The organism is Paenibacillus sanguinis 2301083 = DSM 16941 (assembly GCF_000374825.1).
In the GTDB taxonomy this organism is placed as follows: Bacteria; Bacillota; Bacilli; order Paenibacillales; family Paenibacillaceae; genus Fontibacillus; species Fontibacillus sanguinis.
In genome coordinates this window covers 233,876-246,861 of sequence record NZ_KB895380.1, presented here as the reverse complement: position 1 = coordinate 246,861, position 12,986 = coordinate 233,876, and the positions used below count along the sequence as shown (strand labels likewise).

The following is a 12,986-nucleotide window of genomic DNA, read 5'->3' as shown; positions in this document are numbered from 1 at the left end:
GAAAGAGGATTTACCTCAAGGCTTGCGGTTTTTTGTGCTATTTGGTTGCCGTATCTGCAAGAGCCCCTATCTCTCTTTTATGAAGTCTCTAACAGGAATAATTCCTCGATCTTTCGTGAAGGATGGTTCTAAGCTAAATGGGGGCCGTGGCATAGAAACGTGCTTCCTTGCCAGCATTAAGAGGCGCTTCCACTTATGCTATAATTAGAAAATATATAAATCCATTGGATAAAGGGTGCAATGAACAATCATGTACGATTATCGGGACGCTGTGCACCACAAGCTGATTATTATCGGTGCAGGGGCATCAGGACTTATGGCTGCCGTTACGGCGCGGGATTTGGGCATAGATACCGCCATTCTGGAGGGAAACGACCGGATTGGCAAGAAGATCGCCATGACTGGCGATGGTCGCTGCAATATTACAAATGAATCCACGATGACGGGGACAGACGACGAAGGGATGGCTTTGTCACGCAAGTATTACGGGAGTCAGCCAGGGTTCCCGCTACCTGTGTTGCAGCAATTCGGGATCCGTCAAACCATTGATTTCTTTCATGTGCTTGGACTGCCGCTGACAAAATTGAAAGAGGGCTTAATGTATCCGATGTCGCTGCAGGCTGCATCTGTGGTGGATATTTTCGAGCTTGCTCTGGAGGAACGGAACATTCCGGTTTACCTCAACAACAAGGTTATGGATGTTGCCGTATCGGCTGATCATCCGCGATTCAGAATCACATGCCGGGCCGAGACCGGGGAGCAGACGTTCTATACCAGCGAGTACCTGTTTCTTTGTACAGGAGGTCTTACCGGGCAGAACGCTGGAACGGATGGGTCCGGGTATACGCTGGCAGAGCGAATGGGGCACACCTTGATCAAGCCTTTGCCGGCCATCGTGCAATTGAAGGTGAAGTATCCCTATCAGAAGGGGCTATCGGGCATCAAGCTCCAGGGACAAGCCCACCTCCTTGTCAATGGCAAAATCGTCCGTAGCGAAGTTGGTGAAATTCATTTCACGGATTATGGCTTCTCCGGCCCACCCATTCTACAGCTTGGACGGGAGGCAGCGGTTAATCTTGCCAAAAGAGATGACGTGACGCTATCCATCGATTTGATGCCGAACCGGACGGTGGAAGAGGTTACCCGGTTTCTGGAGACGAACTGGGGATTGTTCGCGCACCGTACGGTCGCGGAATCCTTCATCGGCTTTTTACACAAGAAGCTGGTCAACGTCTTGCTGAAGGAAGCGAAGATCGATCAAGAGCCGGGCCTGCTGTGCCAGGATCTCTCCTGGAAAACGAAAAAAATCTTCTATAAGCTATTAAAGTCCTGGGAGTTCAAAGTCACCGAAACCCATAGCTTTGAGCACGCGCAAGCGACAGCAGGCGGGATTGCTACCAAAGAGCTTAACCCGGGTACATTGGAATCCAGGCTCGTGCCTGGGTTGTATTTGGCCGGGGAGGTCATGGATGTGGACGGAGACTTTGGCGGGTACAACCTGCAATGGGCCTGGAGCTCCGGCTATACGGCTGCGATGGCGCTGGGCAAGCATCTTTTCTAATGAAAATATCGATAAAAAGGAATGGTTTCACCACCTATGAATAAATCTCAACCTTCCAAGCATCACGAGCTGCTCATTATCGGTGCGGGCGCTTCTGGCCTGATGGCCGCTGTTACTGCGCGAGATCTGGGGATCGATACCGCTATTATTGAAGGCAATGACCGTGTGGGCAAAAAGGTATTAACCACCGGGAATGGCCGCTGCAATATTACAAATAAATCGACGGCAACGGGCGGGGACGAAGCGGCTAATCTATCGACCAAATACCATAGCAATCAGGCGGAATTCCCACTGCCAGTGTTACAGCAATTTGGCGTCCGGCAAACCGTTGATTTTTTCTCTGTGATTGGTCTCCCTCTGGTGGCTATTGAGAATGGCCGGATGTATCCAATGTCGTTACAGGCTGCATCTGTGTTGGGGGTTTTTCAGATTGCACTGGAGGATCGCAATGTTCCGATATATTTCAAGACCAAGGTGGTAGATGTAATCGTATCGAAGGGACACCCGCGATTTACGATGGTGTGCCAGACAGATGCTGAAGAACAGGTCACCTATACCAGCAATTATCTCTTCCTTTGTACAGGCGGCCTTACGGCTCCAAAGACAGGAACGGATGGTTCCGGTTATACACTAGCCCAGCGATTGGGGCATACCTTGATCGACCCGGTGCCCGGGATTGTCCAGTTAAAGCTGGATAGTCCGTATCTGAAGGAGTTGTCTGGCGTTAAATTTGAGGGTTGGGGTCACATCATCGTTAATGGTGAGGTCATCCGCAGTGAATATGGCGAGGTGCTGTTCACGAATTATGGCGCCTCTGGCCCGCCCATTCTCCAGTTAAGCCGAAAGGCTGCGGCTCAGCTTGCCAAAGGACACAAGGTGATCTTATCGCTGGATATGATGCCGGACCGGACGGATGAAGAGGTTGTCGATTTTCTCGATACACATTGGGCGATGTTTGGACACCGGACGGTTGCGAAATCTCTGATCGGCATCTTGAACAAGAAGCTGATCCCTGTTCTCTTGCAGGAGGCGGGAATCGATGAGGACCAGAACCTGCTGTGTCAGGATATGTCTTGGAAGACCAAAAAGGTCTTATGCCGCCTGATGAAGCATTGGGATTTCATCGTGACGGATACCAACGGATTCCCGAACGCTCAGACTACAGCCGGTGGTATTGATACGACAGACCTGCAAGAAGGAACGCTGGAATCCAAGCTGGTGCCTGGGCTTTATTTTGCCGGTGAAGTGATGGATGTCGATGGTGATTGCGGGGGCTATAACCTGCAATGGGCCTGGAGCTCCGGCTATACGGCTGCAACGGCGCTGGCTAAGCGTATGGCTGGTAACAAATCATGAAGCTAACATCAATCTGAACATTATTCAATAGTCGATATGGCAAAAGGCCTCCACTCATTGGAGGTTGTGGCGAGCACTTTGAAACAATTTTCTGTGGATAGATAATTTATAATGTTTAATTATTGGATATAGCTAAAAACTATAACTAGATATGGCTTTTGAGTATTACACCCCGAATGGTCTGTTATGCTACAATCAAGGCATTACACGTGAGCATGAGAGCCACCCGAGGAGGTTATTGAAATGTGCGAAAGATTCCAGACAGTAGGGAGCTTGCTGCGACCGTCTGAGCTATTAGCATACAAGACGCAAATTGAGCATCGGGATGATATTAGTTATCCTTTTTATCAGGATTTTGCAGGTTATAAAGAGTGCGAGGCCAAGGCTATTGAGCATGTAGTTAACAAGCAAATCGAAAATGATTTGGCGGTCATTACCGATGGCGAGTATTCCAAATCGATGTGGCATCTGGATTTTGTCTGGGGCTTCAAGGGCGTTAGCCGATACATTGCCGATCATGGCTATTTCTTCCGGGATATCGATGGAACCTCGAAATACGAGACACGGAAAGACATTGGCCTTCGTATTACCGATGAATTGAGCGGAAAAAATCATCACTTTATTGAAGTATTCAAGCAATTGAAGACTCTTGCCGGTGAACGGGAAACGAAGTTATGTGTCCCTTCTCCATCCCATATCTTCGGGGAGCTGTACTGGTCGGACAATATTGGCGGCCCGGATGCCGTTTATCAAACGCGTCAGGAGCTTAAAGCAGGTCTTGTTAAAGCCTACAAGGAATTTGTCGAGGATTTTGTTGCTGCTGGCGGGAAAATTTTGCAATTTGACGATTGCTTGTGGGAGCTGTTTGCCGATGACAATCCGAACTCTCCATATACGGGCGAAAATATTAACCAAGAGGAAGTACAGGCTTTAGCGGATGAATTCATCGACATTAATAATACTTTGATTGATTTTGGACATAGCCTGGGCTTGAAAATGTGGACGCACAACTGCCGTGGCAACTATGATTCCCGTAATATGGGCGGTGGCTCTTACCTGAAGGTTGCCAACCTGTTCTTGAAGCAGCTTAAGTATGACCGCTTCTTCCTGGAATGGGATGATGAACGCGCGGGTTCGCTGGAAGCGTTGGCTGTATTCAAGGATAAGCCAAACACGGAAATCGTACTTGGCTTGTTGTCCTCCAAGACCAATACGTTGGACGATGAAGAGCGTGTCCTTCGTTTGCTGGATGAAGCTTCGAGCATTATCGATAAGGATCGGCTGTTGTTGTCCCATCAATGCGGCTTTGCCTCCTGCGATGGCGGTAATGAACTAACGGAAGACGAGCAATGGGCGAAAATTAACCAAGGCCAAAAAATTGCCAAGCAATATTGGAGTAAGTAAAGCTTAGACATCTTAAAAAGAGCTATTCTCCCGATATCGGGTGGATAGCTCTTTTTTCCTATATTCACGGATTATCGCATAAATCCAAACAAAATAAGACAAAATGCAAAGGAGGAAATTTGTCAGAATGGTTGAACCCTTACCCGGGTAAAGATACAATAAAAGTGGGTAAAAGATGTGATGCTTTTACCTTAAGGCAAGGATGAGTGTTGATGGATCAAGAGAAGAATATCCAGATGGAACTGGCAAGTCATGTCGGAAGATTGTTGCGAGAATCGTTCGGCAAGGGTCCGCATTCGGTTCGTGTAAGTATTCGTCGACCGTTTGTAGTATTTTACATGCGAGGTTTCCTGTCTCCTACAGAGAAAATTTTATATGAGCAGGATGAGATATATGCTATTCAGCATACAAGGAATTTGCTGATGAATACGCTTATCCCTGAGATTAAAGCCTATACCACCTTGATTGCTGGTATTCAGTTGCAGGAGTTTTATTATGACTGGGGATTACATAACTTGTCCGGAGTATTTGTGGGAATGGAAGAGGATAACGGCAGGGTTAAAGCGATCAAGCAGGAGGAATATAGCGGGAAACAAGAAATTCATCAGGAAATTGTAGAAATGAGTCGCTGGGTAGAGAAATCCCCGGAAGAGACCTATTCGTGCCGACTTAATGACCATACCTTGCTAATTATCCGTAGTGGAATCTTGATCAGTATTGAGAAGGAACTCATTCGGCTTGGCTGCGAGAGTCAGTTGAAGATGGCTAAGCGAAACCTGGAGAAGAGGTACTTACATAATAACAACCGTTTTGAAGCATTATTACATGCGAGGATTAATGATGTTTTTGTGGATTGGGATGTACATTCGGACAAAAGCGTAATCGTCTTTGCGCTTAGTCCTAATCTCTAAAGAGGTATTAATGCTCCAGACATCATGCTGGGCATAAGCCTGGATAAAAGCTGCGCTTGCTGGCTCTTATTTAGGCTTTTTTTATATTTAAAAATAAAACAATCTATGTATCGAAAGGATGTGCTTCTTGTGCCTGTATCCAATGGAAACCAGGAGGTAAGTGAATCCGATCTTAGATTGGATCGATTAGCTTCAGTTGGCCAAATCGCCGCAGGGATTGCGCATGAGGTTAAAAACCCATTGACGGCTGTGAAGGGCTTTCTTCAACTGCTTAAAGAAGAATCCAACCATAAATATCTGGACTATGCCTATTCGGAGTTGGAGAACGCTATTAGCACCCTGCAAAATTTGCTGAGTGTATCCAAGCCGGATTTGGAAGATGAGCCCTTTGACATCATTGACCTTACAGCTGAATTGGAATCTTTATTATACTTATTTCAGGAAAAGACTTACCAGATTGCGATTGAACGTCACTTTTTGAATACGGATGCTAGAGTGTACGGGAAGCGGAATCAATTAAAGAAGGCTTTCTTCAACCTTCTGAAAAATGCCTTCGAGGCCATTTCTAACCGGGGAACCATCAGGATTAAACACTATGAGGCAGGGGAGCATCTAGTCATTGTCATTTCGGATACGGGGATTGGCATACCGGAGGATAAGCTAAAGCTGCTGGGAACTCCGTTTTACACCTCCAAGGTCGAAGGAACAGGAATGGGATTAACGCAGGCGTTCTCTACTATTTACGAGCACGACGGCATGATCAGGGTAAAAAGTGAAGTTGGGAAGGGCACAGAATTTACCGTCCATCTTCCGATTTATAAAGAACGGGGAGGGGTTGCTGTGGAGTTGAAGTATGAACCGGGTCAAAGTTTTTCACAGTTTTACGAGTCTAACCAGGATGTTTTCTTTCAGTTGCTTAAGCAGCAAGGGGAGAAAATCTTGAATATGGTTACATTGGCGGATCTGGACGCAGGATATATTCTCGAATCTACTCATGCCGTGGTGTGCTTGCTTAATGAACAAAATGTAAATGGCTTGATTCTGCATGCCAAGGAGCACGGCAGAAACTGGGCCAAGCATAATCTGGATTTAATCCTGAAGCTGGAATGGATTCAAATGCTGCGTCGGGCTTATTGGGACCTTTTGTTTCATTACTACAAGGACAGTGGACAACAGCAACAATCCCTCTTTGACCTGGGGCGGGAAATCAATGATCATATAGATTCTTATGAGAAGCACTTTGCTTCGAGCTATATGGAATGTAAAAATGAGCAGTTCTATGCTCAGTGTGAGATGAGTAGCCAATCTCTTGCACAGATTATTCCTCTTGCGGACGGCCTGGCATTGCTTCCGGCTGCAGGGATATGGGATGTTCAAGGGGATCGGAAGAATCAGGATTTTATTCTAGGCCGCATTTATGAGTTAAAGCTGCATCAGCTGATCATTGATCTATCAGGAATTTCCTATATTAACCAGTCGCTTGTCTCCCGTTTCAATCATATTGTCCAGGGTGCCTTTTTGCAGGGCTGCAAAGTGACGCTTACTGGCATGTGTCCGGAAATGTCAAGTATGATAATGGAACTGGGGATAAATTTGCATGAGAAGGTCGAGACGAGGGGGACCGTTCAACAGGCTCTTGGATAATATGTAATTTAAATAACATTTAACATTGCTAAGCATAAATGAAATCAATTAAAATAGGTGAGGGCAACAGATATGATGCTATTGCCTTAAGAAAGATATCGCAATGGCCACGTTCGCCCCATTAACCGTAAACACTGTAGGTCGTAATGAACCAGAGATAGCGCTGGACATAAGCCTAAATAAAAGTTGCTTAGCAACCTTTTATTTAGGCTTTTTTTTGTTGAATCAGAATTGATGACGAGATTATAAAAATAACCAAAACTATGAGGGTGGAGCTTGTGTTACCCAGACTGAGGATGAATTGACTAACTATGAACAAGAATAGTTTCCAAAATAAAATAGCAAGCCATATTGGGAAAATGCTCCGCGATACCTTTGGAAAGGGCCCACAGTCTATTTATGTGAGCATAGACCATACGTTTATTGTGATTTATTTACGGAACTTTCTGACGCCAACAGAGAAGCTTCTTTTCAGCCAAGGACAAATTCGCACGGTTCAGCATACCAGAGATATCGTAATGGCGTCACTAATTCCTGAAATAAAGGCTTATCTCACACTTCTGACCGGAATAAATACGGTGGAATTCTATTATGATTGGGAACTGCACAATCGTTCTGGTGTGTTAGTCGCACGTCAGGCGGAAGAGTGGGCTGAGGAGCTGGCGACACCGATGACCTATGAAGGGAAGGAGCCATTGCATCAGGAAATTGGTTGGATTAGTGATCAAATTCAGAAAAGGCCTGATGAAATCGATTCCTTTATGATTAATGATAGAACGTTATTGATCACTCGCTCCGGTGTGCTCATCGATCTGAGCAAGGAATTGATGGGGCTTCAGCTTGAAGAGCCACTGAAGCAAGCCATTAATCACCTGGAGAAGAAGTATTTGCGGAATAATACGTCCATTGAACAAATATTCAATACGACAATTGTGGATGTATTCGTAGATTGGGATTTTGCTGCGGATACTAGCATTATTGTGCTTATTTTGATGCCTGCCAGTTAATTAACCAGATGAGGCTTAATGAGATGAAGCAGATGGCCCCCAAAATATTTTTTTTAAGCTAGCATTACCAGAAGACGAATTTGTAGGATAAGTGAGCATGCAAGAGAAATAGAAATCATACCAGAGCTAATTTCATACCGTTTTTTCTGTATGTACGCAATAAACGCTGTTTTCAATTTGTGATTAATGTCGTTGTTTGTTATCATAACGTTGTCGAATTGGAAAAGCGACTGTCGTGTTTCATCAAATGTGGTTTTACACTTCTGCAGAATGTAATGCTGACTTAACAACTGTCAAAGGGGAAAACACAACATGAAGAAAACGAGAATATGGTTGATTTTTATTAGTCTGATGGTGGTGCTCATATTAGGAGCATGTTCGTCTACTATGGCCACGGGTGAAGGGAATGAGTCTGTTGGCGAACAGGTTGACTATAAAATTACAGGAACGGATGCAGGGTCGGGCCTCATGAGATTGACGGCTCAAGCTATGGAAGATTACGAGTTATCAGATTGGACATTGCTAGAGAGCTCGGCAGCAGGCATGACTGCAGAGCTGGACAGAGCATATAAGCAAGAAGAGCCCATTGTCATTGTGGCCTGGTCTCCGCATTGGATGTTTAATACCTATGAGCTCAAGTATCTGGACGATCCGAAGCTGACTTACGGGGAGCCCGAGGAGATACGTACTATAGCACGCCTGGGGTTGCAAGACGATCATCCCGTAGCTTACGAATTCCTGGACCGGTTCCTCTGGACGTCAGAGGATATGGGAGAGGTTATGATAGATATTCAGAATGGCCTGGAGCCGGAAGCCGCCGCAGAGAAATGGGTCAAGGAAAATGAAGCCCAGGTTCTGGAATGGACAGAGGGGCTGGAGCCTGTGGATGGAGAAGCCTTCACCCTCAGTTATGTTGCCTGGGATTCCGAAGTGGCAAGCACCAACGTAGTTCGCTATGTGCTTCAGGAGAAGCTTGGATATGAGGCACAAGCCCTGCAGGTGGAAATTGGGCCCATGTGGATCGGTGTCGCTAACGGAGATGTGGATGCGATTGTAGCAGCCTGGCTTCCAGTGACCCATGCGGATTATTGGAGCAAATATGGTGACCGTCTGGAGGACCTTGGAGCCAATATGGTTAATGTGAAATCGGGATTGGCTGTGCCTGCGTATATGGAGAATGTGAACTCCATTGAGGATTTGCAGTCCTAGTGATCTCATCTTTCAGAATCATACATCTTAACCACGGAAGCGGCCTGAATCGGCCGCTTTTTTGCCGTCTTTGGTTGCCTTTGGCAGTGGGAGTATTTTACCTTTATCCCTCACAATCAGGCCATTCCATGATCGATTTATGAATTTTTTGGTAAATAAAATATAATTTAGACCGTTATACATATAATCTGTATTGCTTCGTTGTGCGTTCCCCGGAACGTCATGGCGATGAGTTGGAGAGGAAGGAGGGGAGAGCAGGAAGTTTTACCGATTTTTAGATAGCGCTTACATTTAAGAAAGGCAAGTAAAATGAATCGGGAGGATTGTGCGTGAATACACGGATTCGTCTTGCGATAAGTCTGGTTTTAATGTTTTCCCTAGCGATTTCCTTAGGGGCAACAGGGTTGCCGAGCCATACCGCTCATGCTGCGGGGCTCACCATCACCAAGAGCGGGGGCTGGAACGAGACGGCGTATGTAGAATGGGCGCCGGAGAGCAATGCCATAGGTTACAACGTGTATGTGAAGCCTGCGAATGCGTCCGATTCCAGCTATCAGCAGCTAGACAATGAATTAATTAGAAAATATCCTGCTTACTGGAGAGCGGATGCCGTAGGCCTGACCGCCGGGAGCTATGTCATGAAGGTGGAGGCCAGACGGGCCGATGGCTCGTCTACGGCGGTTGTGTCTAACTCGCTGTCCGTAGCTTCACATGATAGATCGGGCTTTGCTTTCTCCTCGAATTCGCCCTTCGGGACCGGATCAGGGGCCTATCAGGATAATGGGACACTCAAGAATGGAGCTCAAGTGCTGTATATTACCTCTCAGAATGCACGCACCGTCACCCTTGATGTCATTACTAATAGCTCAGGTCGCATCCAGACCGGAGTAGGCTTGGGAGAAATTCTGAACCTCAGACAAAAGGGCTACGATACGAGGCCGTTAGCTATTCGCTTTATTGGCAAAATTACAGCTAGCGATTTGAGCGGACAATTGAACAGCGGCGGTTACCTTCAGGTGAAGGGAAAGAACAACTACGCCGAGATGAACATGACGCTGGAGGGCATCGGCAACGATGCTTACGCGTATGGCTGGGGGATTCTGCTGCGGGCAGTTGGCAATGTAGAAGTGAGAAACCTGGGGCTGATGCTCTTCCCGGATGATGGCATTTCCATGGATACCGGGAACGTCAATGTTTGGGTTCATCATAACGACATCTTTTATGGTTCTGCGGGGAGCGATGCGGACCAGGCCAAAGGAGATGGCTCCACCGACCTGAAGAAGGGCTCGACCTACATCACGATTTCCTATAACCATTATTGGGAATCAGGCAAGGCCGCTTTGGTGGGATTAAGCGAGAGTGCCGAGTTCTTCGTCACCCTCCATCATAACTGGTTTGATCACTCCGATTCCCGTCATCCGCGGATTCGGGTGGCTTCCGTGCATATCTATAACAACTTCTATGATGGTATATCAAAATACGGGGTTGGCGTAACCACCAGGGCTTCGGCGTTTGTAGAGGCCAATTACTTCAGACATGCCAAATATCCAATGATGAGCTCACTGCAGGGCACCGATGCTTTAGGGGAAGGTACCTTTTCCGGTGAAAATGGCGGTGTCATCAAGGCGTACAACAATATTATCGTGGCTGCCGACAGCTTGATCTATGCCAACTCCAACAGTGGTACGACATCGGCCCATGCCACCTCCTTTGACGCTTATCTGGCTTCATCCAGAAATGAAAGCGTACCCAGCTCGTATAAAGCCTTAAAGGGAGGGACGGCTTACAATAACTTTGATACCCGTGTTGACCTGGGCGTATCCAGTTCAAATATCGATAGCGTGGATGTAGTCGAGCAAATCGTAACGGAGGAAGCGGGACGGCTGGATGGCGGGGATTTTGACTGGCAATTTAATAACGCTGTGGACGATACGTCCTATGCAATGAACACGGGATTGATGAATAAAATAAGAGGCTATACCTCGCAGCTTGTTTCCGTTGGCGGCAATTCATCCACATCGCCCGAGCCAGAGCCAGAGCCGGAACCGAATCCGGGTACAGGCCCGATTACCGGGGAGCACGCACATAACTTCACAACGGCCGGAACCAGCAGCGATTTCTTCAACATTCAGGGGAATCTGTCTACGAGCAAGGGCACGGTCGTTTACAAGGGGCTAACCTTGACGCAGTGCTTGAAGATCGAGACAGCTACACGTATTGAATTTGCCACCGCAGATGCTTCGACTCTAACGCTGGTATTTAATCAAGAAAGCGGCAAAGAGATCAAAATCGATGGCACGAACTATACTTTAACGAACGGTGTGGTGAGCGTGCCGCTTGCTCCTGGCGCGCATACTATCACCAAGGCGGATTCGCTTAATCTTTATTACATCGAGCTGCAATAAATTGAATGGATAAGAGCTAACGCAAAGCGCTCAGCCTGACTCAGGCTGGGCGCTTTGTAATACTTTCACCCTGTTCCTGCCCCGGCCATTGGGCTAGAGTAATTTCTAGAAACAATGTGTTGAAGAGCATATGCGGAGATCGCAGGAGAGAAAAATGATTTTACTCTGCTCCCTACACAAATGATGACCTGCAATTGATTCAGAAAAGGAGTCGAGAGAAATGGCTATTGTGCAAGTGAAATCCAATCATCCGCAGTTTTCCTTCTTGATTCGTAAAAATCCCAATTCCGGCATGATGTTGCGTTCCATCCGCAAGGGCATGGCCTACGGTTGGTACACGGATGAGCAGACCTTTAACGTCTACTTCAAGGATGCCGATAATGAAATTTCATATAAGGAGCATGAGCAGGAGAGCTTCGAGTATTTGAACGTATCCCGGTACAATACACCGTTATTTCCGCTCAACGTGATTAATGAATTTTTCGCTTCGCCGCTGAAGGCAGCGCATGAGCAGGATGTGGAGGGCTATGAGCACACTTTCTTCATCAATATGATCCATATTGAGCTGCCGCGGTACATTGAATTTTTTGCGAAGCATCTTCCGGACTTTACATTTGAAATGACCCCTCTGGCGCATAAGAGCTATTCGCTCAAGGTGACGACAAGAACGAGCTTGTATCAGTTGCTTCATGTGGTCAGCGTATTATGTCTGTTCCTGTCGATGTTCGGCAATGAGTTTATCGATATCTCGGAAAGCGTGCTCGATAAATACATCAAGAGCTTGCATGTGATGGATGCGCCCTTTTATATCCGGCATCTGTTTGTCCGCAACTTCCTCTCTTCCCGGGATCGGTTCAATAAATATAAGAACCTCGTGGAGAAGACGGATCGCTACGACATCCAGTTTGCGTATGGAGGAACGGCGCTGCAACGGAGGAACTATATTACGGGCCGACTTGCTTTTGACAAGTCGATATTGGATGTGGGGTGTGGGGAGGGATTTTATGCCTTTCCGTATGCGAAGAAGATCGAAGGCAGCTATTATGCGGTGGACATTAACGAAGAAGCGCTGGAGAAGGTCAATAGTAAAGCGAAGACCCGAGAGGTGGACAACATTGTTACGTTCCCTTCCATTGATGGGTTCTTGAAGGACTATAACGGGGAACGAGTCGACATCATTCTTACCGAGGTCATTGAGCATATGAGCCAGGACGAAGCGGCCCAACTGATTCGCCAAATCAGCAGTCAGGTGGACTTCGAGCAGTTTATCATCACGACCCCTAATGCGGATTTCAACCGTTATTACGAGCTGGAGAATTTCCGCCATGATGATCACAAGTGGGAAATGGGAAGCGATGCCTTTCAGCAATGGGTTCAGCATGTGACAGCAGGCTCCGGTCTGGGGGCTGAATTTGTAGCAATGGGTGACCGGGTCAATGGGACTCAAACGACGCAAGGTGTTATTTTACAGAGAAGGGGGAACTGAATC

Annotated in this window: 9 protein-coding genes; all 9 read left to right on the top strand. The window is 46.8% G+C overall.

Features of this window, described 5'->3' with window-relative positions; genetic code table 11:
* Nucleotides 1-250: 250 nt before the first annotated feature.
* The 9 genes from C557_RS0110410 to C557_RS0110370 all read left to right on the top strand — a co-directional run bounded on the left by C557_RS0110410 (nt 251) and on the right by C557_RS0110370 (nt 12,983).
* Entirely contained in the window at nt 251-1,561 is a 1,311-nt protein-coding gene (locus C557_RS0110410; protein WP_018751808.1) for a BaiN/RdsA family NAD(P)/FAD-dependent oxidoreductase, read from the top strand.
* Between the two features lie 36 nt (nt 1,562-1,597).
* Nucleotides 1,598-2,917 carry a BaiN/RdsA family NAD(P)/FAD-dependent oxidoreductase gene (locus C557_RS0110405; protein ID WP_018751807.1) on the top strand — a complete coding sequence of 440 codons (1,320 nt, stop codon included), beginning with the start codon at nt 1,598-1,600 and terminating at the stop codon, nt 2,915-2,917.
* Between the two features lie 243 nt (nt 2,918-3,160).
* Entirely contained in the window at nt 3,161-4,321 is a 1,161-nt protein-coding gene (locus C557_RS0110400; RefSeq protein WP_018751806.1) for a cobalamin-independent methionine synthase II family protein, read from the top strand.
* 212 nt (nt 4,322-4,533) lie between these two features.
* Nucleotides 4,534-5,232: a Na-translocating system protein MpsC family protein gene (locus tag C557_RS0110395; protein ID WP_018751805.1), complete on the top strand. Its 699-nt coding sequence runs from the start codon at nt 4,534-4,536 to the stop codon at nt 5,230-5,232.
* A gap of 129 nt (nt 5,233-5,361) precedes the next feature.
* A complete protein-coding gene (locus tag C557_RS23335) occupies nt 5,362-6,876 on the top strand; it encodes an ATP-binding protein (RefSeq protein ID WP_018751804.1) in 1,515 nt (504 codons plus the stop codon).
* Between the two features lie 311 nt (nt 6,877-7,187).
* Nucleotides 7,188-7,883, top strand: a complete 696-nt coding sequence (locus tag C557_RS0110385) for a Na-translocating system protein MpsC family protein (RefSeq protein ID WP_018751803.1) — start codon at nt 7,188-7,190, stop codon at nt 7,881-7,883.
* Nucleotides 7,884-8,195: 312 nt separating this feature from the next.
* Nucleotides 8,196-9,092, top strand: a complete 897-nt coding sequence (locus C557_RS0110380) for a glycine betaine ABC transporter substrate-binding protein (RefSeq protein WP_026263408.1) — start codon at nt 8,196-8,198, stop codon at nt 9,090-9,092.
* Between the two features lie 368 nt (nt 9,093-9,460).
* The gene (locus C557_RS0110375; RefSeq protein WP_051082436.1) at nt 9,461-11,497 is read left to right on the top strand and encodes a pectate lyase family protein; all 2,037 of its coding nucleotides are present in this window, start codon (nt 9,461-9,463) and stop codon (nt 11,495-11,497) included.
* A gap of 220 nt (nt 11,498-11,717) precedes the next feature.
* Nucleotides 11,718-12,983, top strand: coding sequence for a class I SAM-dependent methyltransferase (locus C557_RS0110370; RefSeq protein ID WP_018751800.1), 1,266 nt, complete (start codon nt 11,718-11,720; stop codon nt 12,981-12,983).
* Nucleotides 12,984-12,986 lie beyond the last annotated feature (3 nt).

Bases quoted from the DNA above. Each gene is read 5' to 3' on its own strand.
- C557_RS0110380 (WP_026263408.1), top strand. From the start codon at position 8,196: ATGAAGAAAACGAGAATATGGTTGATTTTTATTAGTCTGATGGTGGTG.
- C557_RS0110410 (WP_018751808.1), top strand. From the start codon at position 251: ATGTACGATTATCGGGACGCTGTGCACCACAAGCTGATTATTATCGGT.
- C557_RS0110400 (WP_018751806.1), top strand. From the start codon at position 3,161: ATGTGCGAAAGATTCCAGACAGTAGGGAGCTTGCTGCGACCGTCTGAG.
- C557_RS0110405 (WP_018751807.1), top strand. From the start codon at position 1,598: ATGAATAAATCTCAACCTTCCAAGCATCACGAGCTGCTCATTATCGGT.
- C557_RS0110375 (WP_051082436.1), top strand. From the start codon at position 9,461: ATGTTTTCCCTAGCGATTTCCTTAGGGGCAACAGGGTTGCCGAGCCAT.
- C557_RS0110385 (WP_018751803.1), top strand. From the start codon at position 7,188: ATGAACAAGAATAGTTTCCAAAATAAAATAGCAAGCCATATTGGGAAA.
- C557_RS0110395 (WP_018751805.1), top strand. From the start codon at position 4,534: ATGGATCAAGAGAAGAATATCCAGATGGAACTGGCAAGTCATGTCGGA.
- C557_RS0110370 (WP_018751800.1), top strand. From the start codon at position 11,718: ATGGCTATTGTGCAAGTGAAATCCAATCATCCGCAGTTTTCCTTCTTG.